Annotated in this window: 25 protein-coding genes; 20 read left to right on the top strand and 5 right to left on the bottom strand. The window is 64.2% G+C overall.

Annotated elements, in window-relative coordinates; genetic code table 11:
• Positions 1-23: 23 nt before the first annotated feature.
• Positions 24-560, bottom strand: coding sequence for a 50S ribosomal protein L19 (gene rplS / locus NDO48_RS07735; protein WP_018430324.1), 537 nt, complete (start codon positions 558-560; stop codon positions 24-26).
• 924 nt (positions 561-1,484) lie between these two features.
• Between rplS and mdh the strand changes: the two genes are divergently transcribed.
• The 13 genes from mdh (at position 1,485) to NDO48_RS30455 (ending at position 14,551) form a co-directional block, all read left to right on the top strand.
• The gene (gene mdh / locus NDO48_RS07730) at positions 1,485-2,453 is read left to right on the top strand and encodes a malate dehydrogenase (protein WP_018430327.1); all 969 of its coding nucleotides are present in this window, start codon (positions 1,485-1,487) and stop codon (positions 2,451-2,453) included.
• Between the two features lie 10 nt (positions 2,454-2,463).
• Entirely contained in the window at positions 2,464-3,660 is a 1,197-nt protein-coding gene (sucC, locus tag NDO48_RS07725; protein ID WP_018430328.1) for an ADP-forming succinate--CoA ligase subunit beta, read from the top strand.
• A 3-nt stretch (positions 3,661-3,663) separates the two neighbouring features.
• The gene (sucD, locus tag NDO48_RS07720) at positions 3,664-4,566 is read left to right on the top strand and encodes a succinate--CoA ligase subunit alpha (protein ID WP_018430329.1); all 903 of its coding nucleotides are present in this window, start codon (positions 3,664-3,666) and stop codon (positions 4,564-4,566) included.
• A gap of 194 nt (positions 4,567-4,760) precedes the next feature.
• A complete protein-coding gene (locus NDO48_RS07715; protein WP_018430330.1) occupies positions 4,761-7,748 on the top strand; it encodes a 2-oxoglutarate dehydrogenase E1 component in 2,988 nt (995 codons plus the stop codon).
• A gap of 22 nt (positions 7,749-7,770) precedes the next feature.
• Entirely contained in the window at positions 7,771-9,036 is a 1,266-nt protein-coding gene (odhB, locus tag NDO48_RS07710; protein ID WP_018430331.1) for a 2-oxoglutarate dehydrogenase complex dihydrolipoyllysine-residue succinyltransferase, read from the top strand.
• A 126-nt stretch (positions 9,037-9,162) separates the two neighbouring features.
• The gene (locus NDO48_RS07705; RefSeq protein WP_267321250.1) at positions 9,163-9,567 is read left to right on the top strand and encodes an MAPEG family protein; all 405 of its coding nucleotides are present in this window, start codon (positions 9,163-9,165) and stop codon (positions 9,565-9,567) included.
• Between the two features lie 115 nt (positions 9,568-9,682).
• Positions 9,683-10,141 carry a VOC family protein gene (locus NDO48_RS07700; RefSeq protein WP_018430333.1) on the top strand — a complete coding sequence of 153 codons (459 nt, stop codon included), beginning with the start codon at positions 9,683-9,685 and terminating at the stop codon, positions 10,139-10,141.
• Complete coding sequence (locus NDO48_RS07695; RefSeq protein WP_018430334.1) at positions 10,138-10,782, top strand: LysE family transporter; 645 nt, start codon at positions 10,138-10,140, stop codon at positions 10,780-10,782. Before NDO48_RS07700 ends, NDO48_RS07695 begins: the two co-directional genes overlap by 4 nt.
• Entirely contained in the window at positions 10,782-11,276 is a 495-nt protein-coding gene (locus NDO48_RS07690) for a hypothetical protein (RefSeq protein ID WP_018430335.1), read from the top strand. The genes NDO48_RS07695 and NDO48_RS07690 overlap by 1 nt, the downstream gene beginning before the upstream one ends.
• A complete protein-coding gene (locus tag NDO48_RS07685; RefSeq protein ID WP_018430336.1) occupies positions 11,273-12,028 on the top strand; it encodes an SDR family oxidoreductase in 756 nt (251 codons plus the stop codon). The genes NDO48_RS07690 and NDO48_RS07685 overlap by 4 nt, the downstream gene beginning before the upstream one ends.
• Before the next feature lie 25 nt (positions 12,029-12,053).
• The gene (lpdA, locus tag NDO48_RS07680) at positions 12,054-13,460 is read left to right on the top strand and encodes a dihydrolipoyl dehydrogenase (RefSeq protein WP_018430337.1); all 1,407 of its coding nucleotides are present in this window, start codon (positions 12,054-12,056) and stop codon (positions 13,458-13,460) included.
• Positions 13,461-13,582: 122 nt separating this feature from the next.
• The gene (locus tag NDO48_RS07675; RefSeq protein ID WP_267321249.1) at positions 13,583-13,798 is read left to right on the top strand and encodes a hypothetical protein; all 216 of its coding nucleotides are present in this window, start codon (positions 13,583-13,585) and stop codon (positions 13,796-13,798) included.
• Between the two features lie 24 nt (positions 13,799-13,822).
• Positions 13,823-14,551: a DUF2867 domain-containing protein gene (locus tag NDO48_RS30455; RefSeq protein WP_323848093.1), complete on the top strand. Its 729-nt coding sequence runs from the start codon at positions 13,823-13,825 to the stop codon at positions 14,549-14,551.
• Position 14,552: 1 nt separating this feature from the next.
• Here NDO48_RS30455 and NDO48_RS07665 read toward each other — a convergent pair whose 3' ends face one another.
• A complete protein-coding gene (locus NDO48_RS07665) occupies positions 14,553-15,626 on the bottom strand; it encodes a TraB/GumN family protein (protein ID WP_267321248.1) in 1,074 nt (357 codons plus the stop codon).
• A 71-nt stretch (positions 15,627-15,697) separates the two neighbouring features.
• Positions 15,698-16,636: a tyrosine recombinase XerC gene (locus NDO48_RS07660; protein ID WP_018430341.1), complete on the bottom strand. Its 939-nt coding sequence runs from the start codon at positions 16,634-16,636 to the stop codon at positions 15,698-15,700.
• Between the two features lie 67 nt (positions 16,637-16,703).
• Here NDO48_RS07660 and rimM point away from each other — a divergent pair, with 67 nt between their 5' ends.
• The gene (rimM, locus tag NDO48_RS07655; protein ID WP_267321247.1) at positions 16,704-17,312 is read left to right on the top strand and encodes a ribosome maturation factor RimM; all 609 of its coding nucleotides are present in this window, start codon (positions 16,704-16,706) and stop codon (positions 17,310-17,312) included.
• Complete coding sequence (gene trmD, locus NDO48_RS07650; protein ID WP_267321330.1) at positions 17,309-18,010, top strand: tRNA (guanosine(37)-N1)-methyltransferase TrmD; 702 nt, start codon at positions 17,309-17,311, stop codon at positions 18,008-18,010. The genes rimM and trmD overlap by 4 nt, the downstream gene beginning before the upstream one ends.
• Before the next feature lie 69 nt (positions 18,011-18,079).
• Here trmD and NDO48_RS07645 read toward each other — a convergent pair whose 3' ends face one another.
• Together NDO48_RS07645 and acnA are read right to left on the bottom strand one after the other, a co-directional pair.
• Positions 18,080-18,835, bottom strand: a complete 756-nt coding sequence (locus NDO48_RS07645) for a sulfite exporter TauE/SafE family protein (protein WP_267321246.1) — start codon at positions 18,833-18,835, stop codon at positions 18,080-18,082.
• Between the two features lie 156 nt (positions 18,836-18,991).
• The gene (gene acnA, locus NDO48_RS07640; protein WP_018430345.1) at positions 18,992-21,688 is read right to left on the bottom strand and encodes an aconitate hydratase AcnA; all 2,697 of its coding nucleotides are present in this window, start codon (positions 21,686-21,688) and stop codon (positions 18,992-18,994) included.
• Between the two features lie 277 nt (positions 21,689-21,965).
• Here acnA and ccmA point away from each other — a divergent pair, with 277 nt between their 5' ends.
• From ccmA to NDO48_RS07615, 5 genes are all read left to right on the top strand, one after another.
• Positions 21,966-22,577 (top strand): heme ABC exporter ATP-binding protein CcmA, encoded by a 612-nt coding sequence (gene ccmA, locus NDO48_RS07635; RefSeq protein WP_018430346.1) that lies wholly within the window; start codon positions 21,966-21,968, stop codon positions 22,575-22,577.
• 54 nt (positions 22,578-22,631) lie between these two features.
• The gene (ccmB, locus tag NDO48_RS07630; protein WP_026227669.1) at positions 22,632-23,297 is read left to right on the top strand and encodes a heme exporter protein CcmB; all 666 of its coding nucleotides are present in this window, start codon (positions 22,632-22,634) and stop codon (positions 23,295-23,297) included.
• A 126-nt stretch (positions 23,298-23,423) separates the two neighbouring features.
• The gene (ccmD, locus tag NDO48_RS07625; protein ID WP_018430348.1) at positions 23,424-23,594 is read left to right on the top strand and encodes a heme exporter protein CcmD; all 171 of its coding nucleotides are present in this window, start codon (positions 23,424-23,426) and stop codon (positions 23,592-23,594) included.
• Positions 23,591-24,169: a DsbE family thiol:disulfide interchange protein gene (locus NDO48_RS07620; protein WP_267321245.1), complete on the top strand. Its 579-nt coding sequence runs from the start codon at positions 23,591-23,593 to the stop codon at positions 24,167-24,169. The genes ccmD and NDO48_RS07620 overlap by 4 nt, the downstream gene beginning before the upstream one ends.
• A 122-nt stretch (positions 24,170-24,291) precedes the next feature.
• Complete coding sequence (locus NDO48_RS07615; RefSeq protein WP_018430350.1) at positions 24,292-25,182, top strand: bile acid:sodium symporter family protein; 891 nt, start codon at positions 24,292-24,294, stop codon at positions 25,180-25,182.
• Positions 25,183-25,256 lie beyond the last annotated feature (74 nt).

Below are 25,256 nucleotides of genomic sequence, written 5' to 3'. Positions count from 1 at the left end.
TCGAAACCTGGTAGCGCCAGCGATTACTCGGCGGTGGCTTCGGCAGCCTTGGCGGCCTCGGCAGCAGCCTTCTTCTCGGCGGCTTCCTGAGCGGCCTTCTCGGCGGCCAGCGCCTCGGCGGCTGCGACCTTCTCGGCCTCGATGCGGGCCTTCTCGGCGTTGGCTGCGTCGCGCTCGGCGTCGTTCAGCTTGCGGGCGCGAACGCCGGTGTTCTCGACGATACGAGCCGACTTACCGCGACGGTCCCGCAGGTAGTACAGCTTGGCGCGACGGACCTTGCCGCGGCGGACGATCTCGACGCCCTCGATCATCGGCGAGTAGACCGGGAACACGCGCTCCACGCCTTCGCCATAGGAGATCTTGCGGACGGTGAAGTTTTCCTGGAAGCCGGCGCCCGAACGAGCGATCACAACGCCTTCATAGGCCTGGACGCGGGTGCGCGAACCTTCGGTGACGCGAACCAGCACGCGAACGGTGTCGCCGGGCTGGAATTCGGGCAGGGTGCGCTTGGCTTCGATCTTGGCGGCCTGTTCGGCCTCGAGCTGGCGGATGATATCCATCTCAAAAATCCACTTCTTGTTCTTCCGACAGCCAGAGCGCCCAACACTCGCCTTGCAGTTCCAATGACCGCTCGGCTATGCCTTCACTCCCTTTCGGGCCTTCCGGCAGTGGCGACTACACCGTCATTGTTGACGGGACTGGACGATTTTTCGCCCGGTTCGGACGGGCACATAGCGCCATTTCCGCCATTTGTCACGCCTTGGCAGCGTCTTTTTTACGCGCATGGCGTGCATGCATGAAAACCGCCGGTCCGCGGCAGCTCCCCTAAGCCGATGGCGGAGAGACCGGTCTTTCGGGCTCTCACCTCTCAGCTCTCAAGTCATACGCATACATGACAAACATCTCCACCGGCTCTGCCGGCTCCTTGCGTCTTTCGTAGAGGGCGCGGGCGGGGAGGTTGTCGGGATCGGTGCCGAGCCAGGCTTCAGCGCGGCCAGCAGCAAAGAGGGCATCGATCAGAGACGCCGATTGTACAGACATAGAGTTCCGGCGACCCGTCGGCGTGATGGTGGATCATGGCCGCGGCCTGCGCCACATCTCGGCCATCATCGAGGGCGACGAAGAGCAGGTAGCCCGGCTGCGCCAGGCAGGCGCCCAGCCGGGCCTGATCGACGGGGCCGTCGAAGACATCAGGTGCGGCGCAGCAATTCCTCGCCGGGCAGGAGTCTGCGGATCTGGATGCCGGTCATCGCCGCCCCTCTTCATATTTTGTTTGCATTTTCGTCACAAAACTTTGACGTTTACGTAAATCCCGTTGTTTCTAACCGATTGAATTAGTTGGGTTGGAAATAATCGGTTGAATTTTTTTGGCCACGGAGCTATTGCGAGCCGCTATTTTCTGGCTGCATCCTGCGGCCTGTCTGGCCCAAACCTGTTCCACACCCGCCGTCACGGCGTCGTTAAAGGCAAAGGGAAATTCCTTCATGGCACGCAACAAGATAGCCCTCATCGGCTCGGGCATGATCGGCGGCACGCTCGCCCACATGATCGGTCTCAAGGAGCTCGGCGACGTCGTCCTCTTCGACATTGCCGAAGGCATTCCGCAGGGCAAGGGCCTCGACATCGCCGAGTCCGCGCCGGTCGACGGCTTCGACGCCCGCTATGTCGGCGTCAACGACTATGCCGGCATCGAGGGCGCTGACGTCTGCATCGTCACCGCTGGCGTGCCGCGCAAGCCAGGCATGAGCCGCGACGACCTTCTGGGCATCAATCTGAAGGTCATGGAGCAGGTCGGCGCCGGCATCAAGAAATATGCCCCGAACGCCTTCGTCATCTGCATCACCAACCCGCTCGACGCCATGGTGTGGGCGCTGCAGAAATTCTCGGGCCTGCCCAAGAGCCACGTCGTCGGCATGGCCGGCGTGCTTGACTCGGCCCGCTTCCGCCACTTCCTGGCCGACGAGTTCAAGGTTTCGGTCGAAGACGTCTCGGCGATGACGCTGGGCGGCCACGGCGACGACATGGTGCCGATGGTGCGGTATTCGACCGTTGCCGGCATCCCGCTGCCCGACCTCGTCAAGATGGGCTGGACCAGCCAGGAGAAGCTCGACGCCATCGTCGAGCGCACCCGCAAGGGCGGCGGCGAGATCGTCGGCCTGCTCAAGACCGGCTCTGCCTACTATGCGCCGGCCTCGTCGGCGGTCGCCATGGCCGAAGCCTATCTCAAGGACAAGAAGCGCGTGCTGCCTTGCGCTGCGCACCTGTCGGGCCAGTACGGCATCAAGGACATGTATGTCGGCGTTCCTGTCGTGATCGGCGCCGGTGGCGTCGAGCGCGTCATCGAGATCGATTTCAACAAGGCCGAGCAGAAGATGTTCGAGAAGTCGGTCGAGGCCGTGAAGGGCCTCTGCGACGCCTGCGTGGCGATCGCGCCGAACCTCGGCAAGAAGTAAGGGGTTTTCGATGAACATCCACGAATATCAGGGCAAGCAGTTGCTCAAGGGTTTCGGTGCGCCCGTCGCTGACGGCGTGCCGGTCTTCAAGGTCGAGGAAGCCGAGGCTGCGGCCAAGAGCCTTCCCGGTCCGCTCTACGTCGTGAAGAGCCAGATCCACGCCGGCGGCCGCGGCAAGGGCAAGTTCAAGGAACTGTCGCCCGACGCCAAGGGTGGCGTGCGTCTCGCCAAGTCGATCGAGGAAGTTGTCGCCTTCTCCAAGGAGATGCTCGGCAACACGCTGGTGACCAAGCAGACCGGCCCGGCCGGCAAGCAGGTCAACCGCCTCTACATCGAAGACGGCGCTGACATCGATCGCGAGCTGTATTTGTCGATCCTGGTCGACCGCACCGTCGGCCGCGTTGCTTTCGTGGTTTCGACCGAAGGCGGCATGGACATCGAGGCTGTCGCCCATGACACGCCCGAGAAGATCATCACCGTCGCCATCGACCCGGAAGCGGGCGTGACGGCCGCCGACCTCAAGGCGCTGAACGGCGCCCTGAAGCTCACGGGCGAGGCAGCGGCTGACGGCGAGAAGCTGTTCCCGATCCTCTACAAGGCCTTTGTCGAGAAGGACATGAGCCTGCTCGAGATCAATCCGCTGATCGTCATGACCAACGGCCGCCTGCGCGTTCTCGACGCCAAGATCTCGTTCGACAACAACGCGCTGTTCCGCCACGCCGACGTGGTCGAGCTGCGCGACACGACCGAAGAAGACGCCAAGGAAATCGAGGCCTCGAAGTATGACCTCGCTTATGTCGCTCTCGACGGCAACATCGGCTGCATGGTCAACGGCGCCGGTCTCGCCATGGCGACGATGGACATCATCAAGCTCTACGGCGCCGAGCCTGCCAACTTCCTCGACGTCGGCGGCGGTGCTTCGAAGGAGAAGGTGACGGCGGCGTTCAAGATCATCACCGCGGATCCCGCGGTCGAAGGCATCCTGATCAACATCTTCGGCGGCATCATGAAGTGCGATGTCATTGCCGAGGGCGTGATCGCGGCGGTCAAGGAAGTGGGCCTCAAGGTTCCGCTGGTCGTGCGCCTCGAAGGCACCAATGCCGAACTCGGCAAGAAGATCATCAACGAGAGCGGGCTGAACGTCACGTCGGCCGACGACCTCGACGACGCGGCGAAGAAGATCGTCGCTGCGGTGAAGGGGAACTGATCCATGTCCATTCTCATCGACAAGAACACCAAGATCCTGGTGCAGGGCCTGACCGGCAAGACCGGAACGTTCCACACCGAACAGGCGCTGGCCTATCACGGCACCAAGATGGTCGGCGGCATCCACCCCAAGAAGGGCGGCGAAAACTGGACCGGCGCCAAGGGCGAGACCCTGCCGATCTTCGCTTCGGTTGCCGAAGGCAAGGAAAAGACCGGCGCCAATGCGTCCGTGGTCTATGTCCCGCCGGCAGGTGCAGCGGAAGCGATCATCGAGGCGATCGAAGCCGAGATCCCGCTGATCGTCTGCATCACCGAGGGCATTCCGGTCACCGACATGATCAAGGTCAAGGCGCGCCTCGACCGCTCGACCTCGCGCCTGATCGGCCCGAACTGCCCTGGCATCGTCACCCCCGACCAGTGCAAGATCGGCATCATGCCGGGCAACATCTTCCGCAAGGGCTCGGTCGGCGTTGTTTCGCGCTCCGGCACGCTTACCTATGAGGCGGTGTTCCAGACGACGAACGCCGGTCTCGGCCAGTCGACCGCCGTCGGCATCGGCGGCGACCCGGTCAAGGGCACGGAATTCATCGACATGCTCGAGATGTTCCTGGCCGACGACGAGACCAAGTCGATCATCATGATCGGCGAGATCGGCGGCTCGGCCGAGGAGGACGCAGCGCAGTTCCTCATCGACGAAGCCAAGCGCGGCCGCAAGAAGCCGATGGCCGGCTTCATCGCCGGACGCACCGCACCGGAAGGCCGCACCATGGGCCACGCCGGCGCAGTGATCTCGGGCGGCAAGGGCGGCGCCGAGGACAAGATCGCGGCCATGGAGGCAGCGGGCATCCGCGTGTCGCCATCGCCGGCACGTCTCGGCACCACGCTGGTCGAGGCGATCAAGGGCTGAAAAGGGCCTGACGGCTCGAATTGAGAAGGAGTCTTTCGCGGCGCAAGCCCGCCAGACATCTCACCTGAAATGCCCTCTCCCTGCACAGCGCGGGGGGAGGGCGTCGGCGCTTCCCCCTCAAGGGGCGACGCGGCGGCAGGGCGGCACGGCGCGAAGGACCAAAACAAGGAGACGGAGCAGAGCTCCGAAATCAGATGGCACGATCAGATCAGGCCAACGACCAATTTTCCCTCACTTCCTTCCTCTATGGCGGCAACGCCGACTACATCGAGGCGCTGCACGCCGCCTATCTCGACGACCCTGAATCGGTCGATCAGGAATGGCGCGACTTCTTCGGCGCGCTGAAGGACGACGCCGGCGACATCCGCAAGAACGCCAAGGGCGCGTCCTGGTCGCGGCCGAGCTGGCCGCTGCAGGCCAATGGCGAACTGGTGTCGGCGCTCGACGGCAACTGGGGCCTGGTCGAGAAGGTCGTCGAGAAGAAGGTCAAGGACAAGGCGGCCGCCGATGGCGTCAAGGTCTCGCCGATCGACGTGATGCAGGCGACGCGCGATTCCGTGCGCGCCATCATGATGATCCGCGCTTACCGCATGCGCGGCCACCTGCACGCCAATCTCGATCCGCTCGGCATCGCCAAGCCGCTCGAGGACTATAACGAGCTGTCGCCGGAGGCCTATGGCTTCACCGCCGCCGACTACGACCGGCCGATCTTCATCGACCATGTGCTCGGGCTCGAATACGCGACCATCCGCGAGATGCTCGAGATCCTGAAGCGCACCTATTGCTCGACGCTCGGCGTCGAGTTCATGCACATCTCCGATCCCGAGGAGAAGGCGTGGATCCAGGCTCGCATCGAGGGTCCGGACAAGGAAATCAGCTTCACCGCCGAAGGCAAGAAGGCGATCCTGCAGAAGCTGATCGAAGCCGAGGGCTTCGAGCAGTTCATCGACGTCAAGTACAAGGGCACCAAGCGCTTCGGCCTTGACGGCGGCGAGTCGCTGATCCCGGCGCTCGAGCAGATCATCAAGCGCGGAGGTTCGCTCGGCCTGCAGGAGGTCGTGCTCGGCATGGCTCACCGCGGCCGCCTCAACGTCCTGACCAACGTCATGGCCAAGCCGCACCGCGCCGTGTTCCACGAGTTCAAGGGCGGCTCCTATGCGCCTGACGACGTCGAAGGCTCTGGTGACGTGAAGTACCATCTCGGCGCTTCGTCGGACCGCGAGTTCGACGGCAACAAGGTGCACCTGTCGCTGACCGCCAACCCCTCGCATCTCGAGATCGTCGATCCCGTGGTGATGGGCAAGGCCCGCGCCAAGCAGGACCAGCTGTTCGGCCGCGCCCGTGGCGAGATCGTGCCGCAGGAAGAGCGCGCCAAGGTCATGCCGCTCTTGCTGCATGGCGATGCTGCGTTCGCCGGCCAGGGCGTGATCGCCGAAATCCTCGGCCTGTCGGGCCTGCGCGGCCACCGCGTCGCCGGCACGCTGCACGTCATCATCAACAACCAGATCGGCTTCACGACGAACCCGCGTTTCTCGCGCTCGTCGCCCTACCCGTCCGACGTGGCCAAGATGATTGAGGCGCCGATCTTCCACGTCAACGGCGACGATCCGGAAGCTGTCGTTTTCGCGGCCAAGGTCGCGACCGAATTCCGCATGAAGTTCCACAAGCCTGTCGTCGTGGACATGTTCTGCTACCGCCGCTTCGGCCACAATGAAGGCGACGAGCCGGGCTTCACCCAGCCGATCATGTACCGCAACATCCGCACCCATAAGACGGTGGTGCAGGTCTATGCGGACAAGCTGATCAACGAAGGCCTGCTGGGCCAGGCCGACGTCGACCAGATGCGTGCCGACTGGCGCGCCAACCTCGAGACCGAGTTCGAGGCAGGCCAGGCCTACAAGCCGAACAAGGCCGACTGGCTCGATGGCCAGTGGTCTGGCCTGCGCGCCGCCGACAACCAGGACGAACTGCGCCGTGGCAAGACCGCGGTACCGGTGAAGACTTTGAAGGAAATCGGCAAGAAGCTGACCGAAGTGCCGAAGGACTTCGAAGTCCACCGCACCATCGCGCGCTTCCTCGAAAACCGCCGCCAGGCAATCGAGACGGGCGAAGGCCTCGACTGGGCAACAGCGGAATCGCTGGCGTTCGGCTCGATCCTGCTGGACGGCAATCCGATCCGCCTGTCGGGTCAGGATTCCGAGCGTGGCACGTTCTCGCAGCGCCACACCGTGCTCTACGATCAGCGCGACGAAAACCGCTACATCCCGCTCAACAACCTGTCGGCGGCACAGGCCGGCTACGAGGTCATCAACTCGATGCTCTCGGAAGAGGCCGTGCTCGGCTTCGAATATGGCTATTCGCTCGCCGAGCCCAAGGCGCTGACGCTCTGGGAAGCCCAGTTCGGCGACTTCGCCAACGGCGCCCAGGTGGTGTTCGACCAGTTCATCTCGTCTGGTGAACGCAAGTGGCTGCGCATGTCGGGCCTCGTTTGTCTATTGCCGCATGGCTATGAAGGCCAGGGCCCCGAGCACTCCTCGGCGCGCCTCGAGCGCTTCCTGCAGCTTTGCGCCGAAGACAACATGCAGGTGGCCAACGTCACCACGCCGGCCAACTACTTCCACATCCTGCGCCGGCAGCTGAAGCGCGACTTCCGCAAGCCGCTGATCCTGATGACGCCGAAGTCGCTGTTGCGCCACAAGCGCGCCGTGTCTTCGCTGTCGGAGATCTCGGGCGAGAGCTCGTTCCACCGCCTGCTGTGGGACGACGCCCAGTATCTCGGCAACGAGCCGATCAAGCTGGTCAAGGATTCGAAGATCCGCCGCGTCGTGCTCTGCACCGGCAAGGTCTATTACGATCTCTACGAGGAGCGCGAGAAGCGCGGCATCGACGACATCTACCTGTTGCGCGTCGAGCAGCTCTATCCGTTCCCAGCCAAGGCGCTGATCACCGAACTCAGCCGTTTCCGCAACGCGGAGATGGTGTGGTGCCAGGAAGAGCCCAAGAACATGGGCGCGTGGTCGTTCATCGACCCGTATCTGGAATGGGTGCTCGCCCATATCGACGCCAAGCACCAGCGCGTGCGCTACACCGGCCGTCCGGCCGCCGCCTCCCCGGCGACGGGCCTGATGTCCAAGCACCTGGCGCAGCTCCAGGCATTCCTCGACGACGCCCTCGGCGAATAAACAAAGAACGGACAGGCAAAAAATGGCTACCGAAATCCGTGTCCCTACCCTCGGCGAATCCGTTTCCGAGGCAACCATCGGCAAGTGGTTCAAGAAAGCCGGCGACGTGATCGTCGTCGATGAACCCTTGGTCGAACTCGAAACCGACAAGGTCACCATCGAAGTGCCGGCGCCTTCCGCCGGCGTTCTGGTCGAACTGGCCGTCAAGGAAGGCGAGACCGTCGGCGTCGGCGCGCTGCTCGGCACCATCGGCGCTGCCGACGGTGCTGTGGCCGCTCCGAAGCCCGCCGCAGTCGCCCAGGCCTCCGCACCGAATGCTCCCTCGACCGTCAAGGAAGCCATCGCCCAGACCGCATCGGTCGCCGGCGCTCCCCCCATCGAAGAGCGCAAGATGCCGCCGGCACCGGCCGCAGCCAAGCTGCTCGCCGAGACCAACCTGTCGGTCGACCAGGTCGCCGGTTCGGGCAAGCGTGGCCAGGTGCTCAAGGGCGACGTGCTCGAAGCCATCGCCAAGGGCGTTTCGGCGCCTGCCGCAGCTCCGGTTGCCGCCCCTGTCGTTGCACGCGCCCCGTCGAGCACTGAAGATGCCCCGCGCGAAGAGCGCGTGCGCATGACCAAGCTGCGCCAGACGATCGCCCGCCGCCTCAAGGAGGCGCAGTCGACGGCCGCCATGCTGACCACCTTCAACGAGGTCGACATGAGCGCGGTGATGTCGCTGCGTTCGAAGTACAAGGACATCTTCGAGAAGAAGCACGGCGTGAAGCTCGGCTTCATGGGCTTCTTCACCAAAGCCGTGACGCACGCGCTGAAGGAAATCCCGGCCGTCAACGCCGAGATCGACGGCACCGACATCATCTACAAGAACTTCGCCCATGTCGGCGTTGCCGTCGGCACCGAAAAGGGCCTGGTGGTTCCTGTCGTGCGCGATGCCGACCAGATGTCGATCGCCGAGATCGAGAAGGAAATCGGTCGCCTCGGCCTCGCCGCGCGCGACGGCAAACTGTCGGTCGCCGACATGCAGGGCGGCACCTTCACCATCTCGAACGGCGGCGTCTACGGCTCGCTGATGTCGACCCCGATCCTGAACGCGCCGCAGTCGGGCATCCTCGGCATGCACAAGATCCAGGATCGTCCGGTCGTGGTCGGTGGCCAGATCGTCATCCGCCCGATGATGTATCTCGCGCTGTCCTACGATCACCGCATCGTCGACGGCAAGGAAGCCGTGACCTTCCTGGTCCGCGTCAAGGACAGCCTGGAAGATCCGGAGCGCCTGGTTCTCGATCTCTGAGTTGCGGCTGCTGCACAGGGAAGATTATTCTTCGTGGCCGGTCGAAATGACCGGCCGATAAACGACTTTCGCTTGTAACTGATCATGGCGAGGCGCCAATCGCCTCGCTTCGAGGGGACAACGCATATGGAAGCTGTTGCAGCATCGACTGAAATCTGGGTGCTTGGCTGGAGCACGGCACTGTTGCTTGCACAGGTGATCGCCCAGGCCTCTGCCACCGGCGATCTCGGCCCGAAATATCTGTTCAGTGCCCGCGACGAAAATCGCGTCTCGAAAAGCGTTGTCGCCGGAAGGCTGCTGCGCGCGCTGCACAACCTGCTCGAAACCTATCCGGCCTTCATCGCCCTGGTGCTGGCACTGGCGCTGACCGGCAAGACCGGCGGCATCGCGGCAACGGGTGCGATGCTGTGGATCGTAGCGCGCGTGGTCTACGTCGTCCTATACGCCGCGGGCGTGCCAGTTCTGCGCACGGTCGTCTGGCTCGCCTCGATCGTCGGGCTGGTGATGATGCTGATCCGGCTGATGAGCTGAGACCGGGACGGGGAACGACGTGGCTGCGGCGCAAAGCGGTGCTGGCACTTGTGCACATGGGCAGGAGCGTGCTTTTGCCCTGTGCTCAAATTCCTAGCGCCAACAGGAACCGTATATGGCCTTCGAACCCGACATTCCCCCGATCCAGGTGCATCTCTGCGTCAAGGGCGGCAAGGCCGCGATCGCCTTCTATGAGAGGGCGTTCGACGCGGTCGAGACCTTCGAGCAGCTGGCCGACGACGGCATGCGCGTGCTGCATGCCAACCTCGCCATGTTCGGCAGCGAAGTGATGCTGCACGACGAGTTTCCCGAATTCGGCGCAGACGTCCTGTCGCCGCTGACCAGGGGCGGTGCCGGCATGACCGTCAACATCAACCTGAAACTAGCAGGCGAAGTCGATGCCGCGGTCGAGCGCGCTGTCGCTGCCGGCGCCAAGGTTATCATGCAGCCCGACGACATGTTCTGGGGCGCTCGCTACGCCAAAATCCAGGATCCGTTCGGCCATGTCTGGGCGTTCAACGCGCCCCTGGGCAACGCCCTGCTGGCCGCCAATACGGACGGGGTGAAGCAGTGACCCAATACGCATTCGAATTTGCCGGCCTGCTGGCCGTGTTCTCGGTGCTTTTGGTGGTGCCCGGCGCCGACTTCGTCATGGTCGTGCGCCAGAGCGTGGTGCATGGCCGGCGCGCGGCAATCATCACCAGCTTCGGCATTGGCACATCGCTGCTGTTCCACGTCAGCTACACCATCCTCGGCATCGGGCTGATCGTGTCGAAGTCGCTGCTGTTGTTTTCCATGCTGAAATGGGCGGGCGCCGCCTATCTCGTCTATCTCGGCATCAAGGCGCTGCGCGCCGGGCCGATGGAACTCGCTGCCGTCGACATGCCGCAAGGCAGTGATGACGTCAAAACCGTTTCGGCAATGCGCTGCTTCCTGATGGGCTTCGTGACCAACGCGCTGAACCCCAAGGCGGTGCTGTTCTTCGTGCCCTTGTTCACGGCCATGGTCAGTCACGAGACCCCTGCAGCGGTGAAGGGCGTCTATGGCCTGCTGATGGCCGTGGTGTTGATTGCCTGGTTCGTCGGCGTGTCGATGTTCTTCACCATGGCTTCGGTGCGCGAGCGTTTCGTTTCCTGGGGCCGCTGGTTCAACAAGGCAACCGGCATGATCTTCATCGGGCTTGGCGTGAAGCTCGCCACCGTGCAGGCCGGCTGATGCGTATTGCAGCGCTCATCTCGGCTGTGGCGATGCTGTCGGCGACGACGGCCAATGCCGCATGCCCGATCGAGCTCGCCGTCTATGAAGACCGTGACAAGGCGGCATCGATCGATTTTCGGCCGACGCTGCAATCGGCCACCGTCACCAACAGCTTCAAGATGGTGCTCGACAACGACACCGTGCTCGATGGCGTGGTGATGTGGTCGGACGGGGTGGCGCGGCCGAACGGCATGCTGATGCACCGTTGCCCCGAAGGCGACGTGACCGGCGAGGAACTGGACGCCTGCACGGTGTGGCAGGGCGTCATCTACAGCGTCGACGCCGAGGGTAATGTCGGACTGTTGCCGCGCGAGCGCATCGGGGCTCCGGCGCCGAAAAGGCTGATCTTCTCGGATCTCGGCCATTCGCTGCGCATGTCGGCGGCCTATGGGCCCGACGGGTTCTCGAAAGTGCCGTGGGACGTGTTCGAGATAGCCGGGTGCCAGGAATGAGCACTGCTGGCAAAGTCCTGCTGGTCACGGGCGGCAGCCGCGGCATAGGTGCTGCCATCTGCAGGCTGGCTGTTGCTGCCGGCTATCGCGTGGCCCTCAATTATGCCTCCAACGCGGCTGCAGCGCAGACCCTGGTGGCCGAGCTGGAGGCATCAGGCGGCGAGGCCATCGCCATCAAGGGCGATGTCGGCAACGAAGCCGACGTACTCGCCATGTTCGCCAAGGTGGACAAGACCTTCGGCAGGCTGGATGCCTTCGTCAACAATGCCGGCGTGGTCGACATGAAGGCGCGCGTCGACGAGATGAGCGCCGAAAGGCTCGAGCGCATGATGCGCATCAACGTTGTCGGCTCGATCCTGTGCGCCCGTGAGGCGGTGAAGCGCATGTCGAGCCAGCATGGCGGCGCGGGCGGCTCGATCGTCAACATCTCATCGGCTGCGGCCTCGCTCGGCTCGCCCGGCGAATATGTCGACTATGCCGCCTCCAAGGGTGCCATCGACACTTTCACCATCGGGCTGGCCAAGGAGGTCGCCACCGAGGGCGTGCGCGTCAATGCGGTGCGCCCCGGCATCATCGATACCGAAATCCATGCCTCGGGCGGACAGCCGGACCGGATCGCCGCCATTCGCGGCCTCGTTCCGATGAAACGCGAAGGCAAGGCAGAAGAAGTTGCCCAGGCTGTCATTTGGCTTTTGTCGGATGCAGCCTCATATACGACGGGCTCGATTTTGAACGTGAGCGGCGGCCGCTGACCGCCCCCAGGAGAAGGACAAGAAAATGGCATATGACGTCGTCGTGATCGGATCGGGCCCAGGCGGCTATGTGTGCGCTATCAAGGCAGCGCAGCTCGGCTTGAAGGTCGCCGTGGTCGAGAAGAACGCGACCCTCGGCGGCACCTGCCTGAACATCGGCTGCATTCCCTCCAAGGCGCTTCTGCACGCGTCGGAGATGCTGGCCGAGGCACAGCATTCGTTCGACACGCTCGGCATCGAGATCGGCGCGCCCAAGGTGAACCTGACCAAGATGATGGCGCACAAGGACGCCACCGTCGCCTCCAACGTCAACGGCGTGTCGTTCCTGTTCAAGAAGAACAAGATCGACAGCTTCCAGGGCACAGGCAAGGTGTTGGGCGCCGGCAAGGTCGGCGTCACCGGCGCTGATGGCAAGACCCAGGAACTCGAGACCAAAAACATCGTCATCGCCACTGGTTCCGACGTCGCCGGCATTCCCGGCGTCGATGTCGCCTTTGACGAGAAGGTGATCGTGTCCTCGACCGGCGCGCTGTCGCTGGAAAAGGTGCCCGGGCACCTGGTGGTGGTAGGCGGCGGCGTCATCGGCCTCGAGCTCGGCTCGGTATGGGCCCGCCTCGGCGCCAAGGTGACCGTGGTTGAGTATCTCGACACCATCTTGGGCGGCATGGACGGCGACGTCGCTAAGCAGTTCCAGCGCATGCTGGCCAAGCAGGGCTTCGAGTTCAAGCTCGGCTCCAAGGTGACTGGTGCCGCCAAGGCCAAGAAGGGCGCGACAGTGACCTTCGAGCCGGTGAAGGGCGGCGCGGCGGAAACCATTGAGGCAGACGTCGTGCTGGTCGCCACCGGCCGCAAGCCCTACACCGACGGCCTCGGCCTCAAGGAAGCCGGCGTCGAGATGGACGAGCGCGGCCGGGTCAAGACCGACGGTCACCTGCGCACCAATGTTGCCGGCATCTATGCCATCGGCGACGTCGTTGTCGGCCCGATGCTGGCGCACAAGGCCGAGGACGAGGGCGTCGCGGTCGCCGAGATCATCGCCGGCCAGGCCGGCCACGTGAACTACGACGTCATCCCGGGCGTGGTCTATACCAGCCCCGAGGTTGCTTCGGTCGGCAAGACCGAGGAAGAGCTCAAGAAAGCCGGCGTCGCCTACAAGGTCGGAAAATTCCCGTTCACCGCCAACGGCCGGGCGCGGGCCATGCTGCACACCGATGGCTTCGTGAAGGTGCTGGCCGACAAGGACAGCGACAAGGTGCTGGGCGTGCACATCGTCGGCTTCGGTGCCGGCGAGATGATCCACGAGGCGGCGGTGCTGATGGAATTCGGCGGCTCGTCCGAAGACCTCGGCCGCACCTGCCATGCCCACCCGACCATGTCGGAAGCGGTCAAGGAGGCGGCCCTGGCCACCTTCTTCAAGCCGATTCACATGTAAGTCTGGACATATGTAAGATTGCGCCACGCGCCTGAAACAGGAACGGCCCGCTCGATGAGCGGGCCGTTTGTATTTGAGGGTAAGCTCAGTTTGCGGGTGCTGCCGGGGCGGGAGCCGGAGCCATGGCGCCACCCGAAGGTGCAGGCGTCGTGGTGGTGCCGCCAGACGGAGCCGGCGTGGCTGGGGCCGGGGTTGCCGGTGCTGGTGCGGGCGCAGCCGGAGCAGGTGCCGGCGCCGAGGTCGACGGTGCCGGTTCAGCCGGCTTGGGCGCAGGTGCGCTGCTGGCTGGGGGCTCGGCGGCCGGGGGCGTTGCCGCGTGCCGCGGCGCGAAGACGTAGTAGGCCACTGCAGCGAGCAACACGATGATGACGGCGATCAGCCATGTGCTGCCCCTACTGGACTGGCCGGGGCCCGAGTCTGGATTGTTCACCATTGAGATCTCCCTCAGATGCGCTCCGCAATCATTGCGTGAACATCGCAATCAACGCGCGAAATGGCGTTCGGTTTCACATTGCTGTGAAAATTTGGAAGTGAACCTGCCCAGGCGGCGTTTCGCCACGCCGCCAAGCCCCAGGAACAGGATTAGGCTGCAACCAGTCCAGCAATCGGGGATAGACGACATGCCTGCCGTGCCGAGCCCGACCTCCACAGACGTCCTGCCCGGCGCCAGCTTCGCCGACCGTTTTGTCATCGTGGTATCAGGACAATCTCTAGATGCGGATACCGCAGCCGGGCGTGCATTTGGCAAACGGCCAGCCTGGATCAGGGCGCTGATGGCGCTGCGCAACCTGCTGGTCTGGCCGTTCGGGCTGAAGACGCGCGAGGCGGAGCTGTCGCCGCAGCTCGGGCGCAAAGGAATGTTTCCGGTGCTGAGCCAATCGCAGTCGCGCATGGTTCTCGGGCTGGATGACAGCCATCTCGATTTCCGGATTCTGGTCGAGATCAAGGAACTCGGCGAAGGCCGACAGGAAATCAGCGCCTCGACGCTGGTCAGACCGCACAATCTGTTCGGGCGCGTCTATCTCGCCATCGTCATGCCGTTCCACAACATCATCGTGCCGGCGATGCTGGCGCAGGTGGCGAAAGGCTAGATCAGCGGTCGGCGACCGTAACCGTGTAACCGGCCTTGCGGAACAGGTCGACCAGGCCGTCTGGGCCGGGCAGATGCAGCGCACCGACCGCCATGAAGGCATCGCCAGCGCCGACCAGCGGCCCGGCGCGCTCGACCATGGTCTTGTTGCGGCTGGTGACCATTGCTTCCTCGAAGGCGGCATAGCCGGACTCATCATCCTTGCCGCCCGACGGCAGAGCGTTGCGGAACAACGGCCAGAACATGCCGATGTCACCGCGCTGGTAGAGCACGACCATCGTTTCGATGACATCGTCCATGCGGTCGCCGAGCTTGAGCGTCTCGACCAGACCCTTGATGTGGAACTCGATCGGCAGCGAGGCCACGGCCGACAGTTGGTCGGCAGCGCTTTCCAGGCCCTTGACGTCCTTGCCGGCGGCCTTGGCCTTCTGGGCAAGCAGGATGTCGAGTACAGGCGCGCCGGCGGCCTTGCGACTGAGTTCGCAGGCGGGCAGTGCCACCATCGCCGAGAGCATCCATGGCTTCATCTTGGTGACGCTACCGGGTGGGATGCCGCGTGCCTCAAGCGCCGCGTTCACCGTCGCCACCTCATCAGGCGTCATCAGCGACGTCAGCGTTGTGTTGTCGGTGAACATCATCAGTTCGGGCTGCTTCATCAGCGAGGCGAGCATGGCCTGCTGGTCGAGCACGTCGGTCGTCTCGATGACCAGCGTGTGCGCGGCGTCGAAGGCTGTCTGTGCCGCCGGCTCCAGCTCGGTCACGCGCGGATCGGTCACATGCATGGTACCATAGAGCCAGGACGGCTTCTGGCCCGGCTTCTCCAGCTTCCACAAAAGTCCTTCGCCGTTGATGGTCGCCCTGGCCTCCGCTTCGATCTTTGCGAGCAGCGCCGGATCGCTCGTCTGAAGCTCGGCCAGCATGTCCTTGCCCTTGCAGGCAGGTGCCTCGGCATGGGCCTTGCCCGATACCAGAAAGGCAATGGCGAAGAACAGGATGAAGAACAGCACGTTGACAGCTGCGAGCAGCTTCAGCGCAGGCAGCGAGGCACGGTCGGCGATGGCGACGAAGCGTTTCATTGTGCCTGTGTAGCCGTCAAAAGCGGCAAAACGGTTAATGCCGTGGTGACAATTGTCCGGCTCGAACTCGGTCAGGCGCGCGGGTGGGCCGCATCGTAGATCTCAAGCAGCCTTGCCGTGTCGACGCCGGTATAGACCTGGGTGGTCGAAAGGCTGGCATGGCCGAGCAGCTCCTGGATGGTCCTGAGATCGCCGCCACGGCCGAGCAGATGGGTGGCGAAGGAATGGCGCAGCGCGTGTGGCGTCGCCGTATCCGGCAGGTTGAGCGCCGAGCGCAGCTTGCGCATCTCGCGCTGGATGATGGCAGGATCGAGCTGCCCGCCGCGAGCGCCGCGGAACAATGCAGCTTCAGCGCTTAGGTGATAGGGGCAAAGCTTGCGGTATTCGGCAACGGCCGCAAGCGCCACCGGCAGGACAGGCACCAGCCGGGTCTTGCCGCCCTTGCCCGAGATGCGCAGCACCGTGTCGGAAGGCGAGACAAGCTCGGCGCCGGAAAGCCCGAGCGCCTCGGAAATACGCAGGCCCGAGCCATAGAGCAGCGTCAACACGGCCGCGTTGCGGGCGGCAATCCACGGCTCCTCGGCCAATTGTTCGCCTGCCGAGACGACCCGCTTGGCATCGACCGCGGTCAGAGGTTTGGGCAGCGATTTCGGCTGTTTTGGCGCGCGCAATGCAGCGGAGCCGGCGGCGTTGACCAGCCCTTCTCGCTCCAGAAAGCGTAAAAGCGAGCGCACTCCTGCAAGGCCGCGGCCAAGCGTGCGCGCGCCGGCGCCGTCGCTTCGGCGAGCGGCAAGAAAGCCGCGCAGGTCAGCCGGGCGCAGGTCGCTGATATCTGAAATGCCTGGAGGGCCGCTGTTGTGCCCGGTCAGAAATTGCAGGAACTGGCGCGTGTCGCGCTCATAGGCATCGACGGTCAACGCCGACAACCGGCGCTCGCCGGCAAGCCCCTTCAGCCAGCGCTGGCGAGCCGCCTGCAGGTCGGGTTTTGCGACGACGAGGAATTCCTGCATTGGCAGCGGGGGTCCGATTGAATAAGTCAGTGTGAACCAGACCAAGTTAGCAAGCGGTGAAGCGGCCATGGCCAAGCTCGAAAATCCAGTACAGATGGCCGTGATCGGCGCCGCCCACGGCATCAAGGGCGAACTCAGGGTGAAGACCTTCACCGGCGATCCACTGGCGCTGGCCGATTACGGGCTGCTTTACACCAAGGACGGCCGCAGCCTGGAAATCGCTTCGATCCGCCCGGCCAACGAAGTGGTGGTGGTGCGCTTCAAGGGCGTCAACGACCGCAATGCGGCGGAAGCGCTGACCAATCTCGAGCTGTTCATCGACCGTTCGGCGCTGCCAGACGATGCCGACGACGGCGAGTTCTACCACACCGACCTGATGGGGCTTGAGGTGCGCGACGAGACCGGAGCCAAGGTCGGCAAAGTGATCGCCGTGCAGAATTTCGGCGGCGGCGACATCCTCGACATCCAGTATCAGGGCCGCAAGGGCGTGCTGATTCCGTTCACCGAGGCGGCCGTTCCCGTGGTCGACATCAAGGGTGGCTTTGTCGGCATCGACACAGCCGCGGCCGGGCTGGTAGAGAGCGAAGACGACGAGCTCGGCCCCCCGCCTGAAGAGGGCGAGTTCGACACCCGACCTCGCCCGCGCGGTCCAAGGGATGCGGGGGGCAATCGCTGATGTTTCGCGCAACGGTGCTCACGCTCTATCCGGAGATGTTTCCGGGGGCGTTGGGGGTGTCGCTGGCCGGCCGTGCAATGGAGCGCGGTGACTGGGCGCTGGAGGCAGTTCAGATCCGCGACTTCGCCACAGACAAACACCGGACCGTGGACGACAGCCCCGCCGGCGGAGGCGCCGGCATGGTGATGCGCGCCGACATCATCGCTAGGGCTATCGACCATGCCTCGCCGGACGGCGATCAGCGCCCGCGTATCCTGATGAGCCCACGCGGCAAGCCGCTGACCCAGGAGCGCGTGCGCGAGCTGGCCGCCGGGCCCGGCGCGGTGATCCTGTGCGGCCGCTTCGAAGGCGTCGATCAGCGCGTCATCGACGCGCGCGAGCTTGAAGAAATCTCGATTGGCGATTTCATCCTCTCCGGCGGCGAGCCGGCGGCGCTTGTGCTGCTCGACGCGGTTGTGCGGCTCCTGCCCGGCGTAATGGGCAACGAAGTATCAGGTGAGGAAGAAAGCTTCGAAGGCGGTCTCCTGGAGCACCCGCACTACACAAGGCCGCAGGAGTTCGAAGGACATGCGATCCCCGAGGTCCTGACTTCGGGCAATCACGGCAAGATCGCCAAATGGCGGCGCTCCGAGGCGGAGAAGCTGACGCAAGCACGACGCCCGGACCTCTGGGCTGGACGGGTGGAGAAGAAGCGCTAGGCGCTCAGTCCGAATCTGCCTGCCGGCACCTTCTTCCGTGAACTGGGAGAAGGAAGAAGCGGCGGCGCTTCAGCCCTTCATGAAATAATGAAAAGCCAGGAACAGCCCGACCGCGACAACGAAAGCGCGGACGAAAACCTGTGGCACGCGGCGCGCGACCCAGACGCCGGCATAGCCACCTAGCGCCACGCCGGGCACCATGGCCGCCGCTGCCGTCCAGGCCACAACCCCGCCCGAGGCGAAGATGACGATGGCGACCGCAGCGATGACGATGGACAGCATGTTCTTCAGCGCGTTGAGCCGGTGGTAGTCGCCGCCCTCGGTGAGGCCCAGGGTTGCCAGCATCATCACGCCCATACCAGCGCCAAAGAAGCCGCCATAGATCGAGGTGAAGAACTGGACAATGCGCCCGGCAAGCGATGCCGGCGCGCCTTCGGGACGCTCGGCGAGCTTCGACGGGCGCAGCCAGGGCCCGGCGGCGAAGAGGGCGGTTGCCGCAAGCAACAGCCATGGCACCAACGCTCCGAAGGCGACATTGTCGAGCGAGAGCAGGATCAGCGCGCCAGCCAGCGCGCCCACTGCCGAGATGACGGCGAAAGCGATGGCGCCGCGCCACATCAGCCTGATGTCGTCGATATAGGCCCAGGTCGAGGTGATGTAGCCGGGGAACTGGGCAATCGACGAGGTGGCATTGGCGGAAATCGGCGGGATGCCAAGCATGGTCATGGCACCGAAGGTGAGGAAGGTGCCGCCACCGGCGATGGCGTTGACGATGCCGGACAGCAAGCCGGCAAGAAAGAGAATGGCGACAGAAATCAGCGACATCTTGCCCGCCTGCCCGTAGTTGCGCTTCATCGTCTGTAGGAAGGCACGGGCCGCAAGGCAAGCGCGCACCGGCAACGGCGGTCAGCTTGCCCTGGACAAAAAAAGCCGCCGGGGCGCAAGCTCCGGCGGCTGTTTCACATGAATCGCGAGTGCCGCTTACGCGGCGAGGTCGCGCAGAACGTACTGCAGGATGCCGCCGTTCTTGAAGTAGTCGAGCTCATCGAGCGTATCGATGCGGCAGAGGATCGGCACATCCTTCGTCGAACCATCGGCGAAGGTGATCTTGGCGACCATCTTCTGGCGTGGCTTGATCGTCTCGAGGCCGTCGATCGTCACCTGCTCGTCGCCCTTCAGGCCGAGCGTCTTCCAGGTCGTGCCCTCTTCGAAGGTGAAGGGGATCACGCCCATGCCGACAAGGTTCGAGCGATGGATGCGCTCGAAGGACTGAGCGATGACCGCGCGCACGCCCAACAGGTTGGTGCCCTTGGCAGCCCAGTCGCGCGACGAGCCGTTGCCGTACTCGACGCCGGCGAAGATCACCAGCGGCACGCCTTCGCTGCGGTACTGCATGGCAGCATCGTAGATCGGCATTTCTTCCTTCGACGGATAGTGGAAGGTGTAGCCACCCTCGCGACCGTTCTCGCCCAGCATGTGGTTGCGGATGCGGATGTTGGCGAACGTGCCGCGCATCATCACCTCGTGGTTGCCACGACGCGTGCCGTACTGGTTGAAGTCGGCAACACCGACGCCGTTGTCGGTCAGGTACTTGCCGGCAGGCGACGCCGCCTTGATCGAACCGGCCGGCGAGATGTGATCGGTGGTGATCTTGTCGCCGAACAGGCCGAGCACGCGCGCGCCCTCGATCTTGCCGATCTGGCCCGGCTTCGAACCCATGCCGACGAAGTAAGGCGGGTTCTGCACATAGGTCGACTTGTCGTCCCATGCGTAGGTCTGGCCTTCAGGCGCCTTGACGTTCTGCCAGTTCTCGTCGCCCTTGAAGACGTCTGCATATTTGCGGGCGAACAGCTCGCGGGTGACGTTTTCGGCGATGAACTGGTCGATCTCGGCGCTGGTCGGCCAGATGTCCCTCAGGAAGACCGGGTTGCCGTCGCGATCCTCGCCCAGCGGCTCGGTCGTAAGGTCCTTGGTCACCGAACCGGCAAGCGCATAGGCGACCACCAGCGGCGGCGAGGCCAGGTAGTTGGCCTGCACGTCGGGCGACACGCGGCCTTCGAAGTTGCGGTTGCCCGAGAGCACGGCCGCACCGATCAGGCCCTTGTCGTTGATGGTCTTGGAGATCGGCGCCGGCAGCGGGCCGGAGTTGCCGATGCAGGTCGTGCAGCCGAAACCGACGAGGTTGAAGCCGATCTGGTCGAGCTCCTTCTGAAGGCCGGCCTTCTCGAGATACTCGGCAACGACCTGCGAGCCGGGCGCCAGCGAGGTCTTGACCCACGGCTTCTGCTTCAGGCCGACGCGGTTGGCGTTGCGGGCGAGCAGGCCTGCACCGATGAGCACGCTCGGGTTCGAGGTGTTGGTGCAGGACGTGATCGCCGCGATCACCACGTCGCCATGGCCGAGGTCGAAGTTTTCGCCCTCGACGGCGTAGCGCTTGGCAGTGTCGACGGTCTTCTTGTACTCGGCTTCCAGTGCGCTCGCGAAACCCGAGGCAATGCCGTCGAGCGGGATGCGGCCTTCGGGACGCTTCGGGCCGGCCATCGAGGGAACGACTGACGCCATGTCGAGTTCGAGCAGGTCGGTGAAGACAGGATCGGCCGAAGAGGCGTCGCGCCACATGCCCTGCGCCTTGGAATATTCCTCGACGAGTGCGATGCGGTTTTCGGCGCGGCCCGACATGTTGAGGTAGCGGATGGTCTCGGCATCAACCGGGAAGAAGCCGCAGGTCGCTCCATACTCAGGCGCCATGTTGCCGATGGTGGCGCGGTCGGCCAGCGTCATGTTGCTGAGGCCGGGGCCGAAGAACTCGACGAACTTGCCGACGACGCCCTTCTTGCGCAGCATCTGGGTGACGGTCAGCACCAGATCGGTGGCGGTGACGCCTTCCTTGAGCTTGCCGGTCAGGCGGAAGCCGATGACCTCGGGCAGCAGCATGGAGACGGGCTGGCCGAGCATCGCGGCCTCGGCCTCGATGCCGCCCACGCCCCAGCCCAGCACGCCCAGGCCGTTGATCATGGTGGTGTGCGAGTCGGTGCCGACGCAGGTGTCGGGATAGGCGGTCGTTTCGCCATCCTCGGTGTTCGTCCAGACGGTCTGGGCGAGGTATTCGAGGTTGACCTGGTGGCAGATGCCGGTGCCGGGCGGCACGACGCGGAAGTTGCGGAACGCCTGCTGGCCCCACTTCAGGAACTTGTAGCGCTCTTCATTGCGCTCGTATTCGAGCTCGACGTTGCGGGCAAAGGCCAGCGGGGTGCCGAATTCGTCGACGATGACCGAGTGGTCGATGACGAGGTCGACAGGAACCAGCGGATTGATCTTCTCGGGGTCGCCACCGAGGGTCTTGATGCCGTCACGCATGGCGGCGAGGTCGACCACGGCCGGAACGCCGGTGAAGTCCTGCATCAGCACGCGGGCCGGGCGGTAGGCGATCTCGACGCCGGCGGTGCCCTTGTCGACCAGCCAGCCGGCAACGGCCTGGATGGCTTCCTTGGTGACGGTGCGACCGTCTTCGTTGCGCAGCAGGTTCTCGAGCAGCACCTTCATCGAATAGGGCAGCTGCGAAACGCCGGTAAGGCCGTTCTTCTCAGCCTCGATGAGGCTGTAATAAACGTAATCCGCGCCGCCTGCGGTCAGCGTGCGACGGCAATTGAAACTATCTAGAGATTTGGACACGAGCATCCATCCTTGTCTGTTCAGCCTGAAAGGGAACGGACTCCGATGGGCATGCAATCACGCGCAAAGGTGCGGGTACGGCCATTTCCGCTGTCCGGTCCCAAGCAACCCGAGCCGTTCAAGGCGGCGCGTGCGCTGGTTCGGCGCAAATTCTGTTTCCATGCCGACCGCTGGCATGGTCGAGTGGCATATAGAGAATTTCCTAGAATAGTTCTAGACGGAGATTCGCCTATTTTGCTGCGACGCGAAGCGACAGCGAAATAGTCTCGGCGACGGGGGAAGTATGCGGCTTATCGCCGAAAATCTCAGCGGTGAACGCGGCGGCGAGGCGGTTTTTGCCGATATCGGCTTTGCGCTCGCCGATGGCGAGGCGCTTGTCGTCACCGGCCCCAACGGTTCGGGCAAGTCGACCTTGCTGCGCGTGATCGCCGGGCTCCTGCCGCATGCTTCGGGGCGAATCACCGTGGAGGGCGGCGGCGAGGATTTTTCCACGGTTGCCGCGGCCTGCCATTATCTCGGCCACCAGAACGCAATGAAGGCGGCGCTGACCGTGAACGAGAACCTGGAGTTCTGGCAAAGCTTTGCCGGCAACGGACAGCTCGGCATTGGCCAGGCGCTGGAGCATGTCGGCCTCGACGACCTCGGCCACCTGCCCTTCGGCTATCTCTCCACCGGCCAGAAGCGCCGCGCCGCAATCGCCAAGCTGCTCATCAGCCACCGCCCGGTCTGGCTGCTCGACGAGCCCACGGCAGGGTTGGACAAGGCCTCGGACGCGCGTTTCGCAGGGTTGATGCGGGATCATTGCGCGGCTGGCGGGATCGTCGTCGCCGCGACGCATTTGCCGCTCGGGCTGGAGGGCGTGAAGACCCTGGAGATGGGGCGGGTGCATGTCTGAGGGCTTAGCGCTTCTTCGCACTCCTCTCTCCGCGCAGATCGCCGGAGCTCCCCCATGCTAGCCCTCTACCTCCGCGATCTCCGAATGGGCGTCCGCGCCGGCGGTGGGGCGCTGACGGGTGTGCTGTTCTTTCTCGCCGTCGTCGTCACCATCCCCTTCGGCGTCGGCCCCGACCTCAACCTGCTCGCTCGCATTGGCCCGGCGATCCTTTGGATCGGCGCCCTGCTTGCCAGCCTGCTCGGCCTCGACCGCCTGTTCCAGGCCGACCGCGAGGATGGCTCGCTTGATCTGCTGGTGCTCAATGCCGACCGCCACATGCTGGCACTCACCGTGTTCGTCAAATGCCTGGCGCACTGGACGGCGAGCGTATTGCCGCTGGTCATCGCCGCGCCCCTGCTCGGCCTGTTCATGAACATGGAGCCGGTGGGCATCGGTGCTGCCGCACTTACCCTGCTTGTCGGCACGCCGGCCATCGTCTTCATCGGCGCGACAGGGGCCGCCGTCACCGTCGTCTTGCCGCGCGGGGGGCTGCTGATCTCGGTGCTGATCCTGCCGCTGGTCATCCCGGTGCTGATCTTCGGCGTTACGGCAGCCTATGGCGCGGTCAACGATCCCGACCCGTTTACGCCGCCGTTCCTCATCCTCTGTGCGCTGACCATGTTCCTTGCCGTCATCGGGCCATTCGCGGCGGCGGTGGCGCTGCGCTCGGGCACCGACTGATCACGTTCGCTTCAATTGGCTTGCTGCGGCGCGGCGTCCGATTGCACCCACGCCCTGCCCCGGCTAAACGAGGCGCATGGTCGGAAACATCGACATGATCAAGATTTGCCCTGGGATGACAGCCCGATGAGCGTCCACGCCCTCTATGTCACCGCCGCCTATGCGGTTTCATCAGTGGCGATTGCCGGCCTGGTCCTGTGGATACTCGCCGACCAGCGTGCCCGCAAGCGCGAGATGGCCGAGCTGGAGGCCGCCGGCCACCGCCGCCGGTCCGACAAGAGCGGGGCCAAGGCATGAGCATCGAAAGCCAGAAACCGGCACGGCCACGCAGGATCTTCGTGCTGCTGCCGCTGCTGATCTTTCTGCTGCTGGCAGGCGTCTTCCTGATGCAGCTGCTCTCCGGCCGCGACCTCTCGGTCGTGCCGTCGGCGTTGATCGGTCAGATGGCGCCGAAGACCGAACTGCCTCCGCTCGAGGGCATGCAGGTGCCCGGGCTGAACTCCGCCGACTTCACCGGCAAGGTAACGCTGGTCAATGTCTGGGCGTCGTGGTGCGCGCCCTGCCGGGAGGAGCACCCTGTTCTGCTTGAACTGTCCAAGGACCAGCGCTTTTCCATCGCCGGCCTGAACTACAAGGACAAGCCGGAGAATGCCCGCCGTTTCCTCGGCGATCTCGGCAGCCCCTACAAGGCGATCGGCGTCGATCCCAATGGCCGCACGGCAATCGACTGGGGCGTCTATGGCGTGCCGGAAACCTTCCTCGTCGGCAAGGACGGCAAGGTCGCCTTCAAGCATGTCGGCCCGCTGTCGCCCGAGGCTGTCACCACGACCCTGATGCCGGCCATCGAAAAGGCGCTCGCGGCGCAGCAATAGCCGGAAGCATCCGCATTTTTGCGACACGTGCGAATCGCCAGGATTTGCACTACGTTCTCATACAGCCGTAGGGGAGAGGCGCGCCGCCATGGCGCGGCAAGCGGCTGTCGGGGGAGACGTCAATGCAAGACAGTTCCGCGCTCGTCATCTTTCTGCCGCTGGCACTCGGTGTCATCATGCTCGGCCTCGGCCTGTCGCTGACATCAGATGATTTTCGCAACGTCCTGCAAAAACCCAAGGCGGTGATCGTCGCGCTTCTCTGCCAGACCGTCATCCTGCCGCTCGCCTGCCTGGGCATCGTCTATGCCTTCGGCCTCGAACCGGCACTGGCGGTCGGCATGATGTTGCTGGCGGCAAGCCCGGGCGGCACCTCGGCCAATCTCTACAGCCACCTGGCCGATGGCGACGTGGCGCTCAACATCACGCTGACGGCGATCAATTCGGCGCTGTCGATCCTCACCCTGCCGCTGATCGTCAACTGGTCGCTGGCGCACTTCATGTCGGGCGAGCAGGCGATCCCGCTGCAGTTTGCCAAGGTGGTGCAGGTGTTCGTCATCGTGCTCGGCCCGGTGCTGATCGGTATGTGGCTGCGCAGCCGCTGGCCTGCCTTTGCCGAGCGCATGGCACGGCCGGTCAAGATCTTCTCGATGCTGTTCCTGTTTGCCGTGGTTGCCGTGGCGCTGATCCAGGAGTGGGAGACGCTGAACATCTGGGGGCCGATCGTCGGCACAGCGGCACTTGCCTTCAACCTGGTCAGCCTCGGCGTCGGCTACTTCGTCCCGCGCGCCGCCGGCATCGAAAAGCGCCAGGCAACGGCAATCGGCATGGAGATCGGCATCCACAACGGCACGCTAGCGATTGCCATCGCGCTGAGCCCGCTTTTGCTGAACAACGCGACCATGGCGATTCCGGCAGCGATCTACGGGTTGATCGCCTTCATCACCGCGGCGATCTTCGGTTATTGGCTAAAGCGGGCCCATGCACGCGTGACGGCAACAAAGCCGGCGCACTGAGCCGGACGGCACGCCTGAAACAGAAAAGGCGCTTGCGGCATCCCCTAGGGTGCCCTTGCGCCTTGTCGCAACGG

The organism is Aminobacter sp. MET-1 (genome assembly GCF_026521175.1).
Lineage (GTDB): Bacteria > Pseudomonadota > Alphaproteobacteria > Rhizobiales > Rhizobiaceae > Aminobacter.
Note: the sequence above shows the minus strand (reverse complement) of the source record. Positions and strands in the feature narration are given on the sequence as shown.

Bases quoted from the DNA above. Each gene is read 5' to 3' on its own strand.
- NDO48_RS07690 (WP_018430335.1), top strand. From the start codon at position 10,782: ATGCGTATTGCAGCGCTCATCTCGGCTGTGGCGATGCTGTCGGCGACG.
- NDO48_RS07660 (WP_018430341.1), bottom strand. From the start codon at position 16,636: ATGCAGGAATTCCTCGTCGTCGCAAAACCCGACCTGCAGGCGGCTCGC.
- NDO48_RS07685 (WP_018430336.1), top strand. From the start codon at position 11,273: ATGAGCACTGCTGGCAAAGTCCTGCTGGTCACGGGCGGCAGCCGCGGC.
- NDO48_RS07615 (WP_018430350.1), top strand. From the start codon at position 24,292: ATGCAAGACAGTTCCGCGCTCGTCATCTTTCTGCCGCTGGCACTCGGT.
- sucD (WP_018430329.1), top strand. From the start codon at position 3,664: ATGTCCATTCTCATCGACAAGAACACCAAGATCCTGGTGCAGGGCCTG.
- NDO48_RS07620 (WP_267321245.1), top strand. From the start codon at position 23,591: ATGAGCATCGAAAGCCAGAAACCGGCACGGCCACGCAGGATCTTCGTG.
- NDO48_RS07675 (WP_267321249.1), top strand. From the start codon at position 13,583: ATGGCGCCACCCGAAGGTGCAGGCGTCGTGGTGGTGCCGCCAGACGGA.
- odhB (WP_018430331.1), top strand. From the start codon at position 7,771: ATGGCTACCGAAATCCGTGTCCCTACCCTCGGCGAATCCGTTTCCGAG.
- ccmA (WP_018430346.1), top strand. From the start codon at position 21,966: ATGCGGCTTATCGCCGAAAATCTCAGCGGTGAACGCGGCGGCGAGGCG.
- NDO48_RS07700 (WP_018430333.1), top strand. From the start codon at position 9,683: ATGGCCTTCGAACCCGACATTCCCCCGATCCAGGTGCATCTCTGCGTC.
- NDO48_RS07645 (WP_267321246.1), bottom strand. From the start codon at position 18,835: ATGTCGCTGATTTCTGTCGCCATTCTCTTTCTTGCCGGCTTGCTGTCC.
- ccmD (WP_018430348.1), top strand. From the start codon at position 23,424: ATGAGCGTCCACGCCCTCTATGTCACCGCCGCCTATGCGGTTTCATCA.
- rimM (WP_267321247.1), top strand. From the start codon at position 16,704: ATGGCCAAGCTCGAAAATCCAGTACAGATGGCCGTGATCGGCGCCGCC.
- mdh (WP_018430327.1), top strand. From the start codon at position 1,485: ATGGCACGCAACAAGATAGCCCTCATCGGCTCGGGCATGATCGGCGGC.
- NDO48_RS30455 (WP_323848093.1), top strand. From the start codon at position 13,823: ATGATGACGGCGATCAGCCATGTGCTGCCCCTACTGGACTGGCCGGGG.
- rplS (WP_018430324.1), bottom strand. From the start codon at position 560: ATGGATATCATCCGCCAGCTCGAGGCCGAACAGGCCGCCAAGATCGAA.
- NDO48_RS07705 (WP_267321250.1), top strand. From the start codon at position 9,163: ATGGAAGCTGTTGCAGCATCGACTGAAATCTGGGTGCTTGGCTGGAGC.
- sucC (WP_018430328.1), top strand. From the start codon at position 2,464: ATGAACATCCACGAATATCAGGGCAAGCAGTTGCTCAAGGGTTTCGGT.
- lpdA (WP_018430337.1), top strand. From the start codon at position 12,054: ATGGCATATGACGTCGTCGTGATCGGATCGGGCCCAGGCGGCTATGTG.
- ccmB (WP_026227669.1), top strand. From the start codon at position 22,632: ATGCTAGCCCTCTACCTCCGCGATCTCCGAATGGGCGTCCGCGCCGGC.
- NDO48_RS07665 (WP_267321248.1), bottom strand. From the start codon at position 15,626: ATGAAACGCTTCGTCGCCATCGCCGACCGTGCCTCGCTGCCTGCGCTG.
- NDO48_RS07715 (WP_018430330.1), top strand. From the start codon at position 4,761: ATGGCACGATCAGATCAGGCCAACGACCAATTTTCCCTCACTTCCTTC.
- acnA (WP_018430345.1), bottom strand. From the start codon at position 21,688: ATGCTCGTGTCCAAATCTCTAGATAGTTTCAATTGCCGTCGCACGCTG.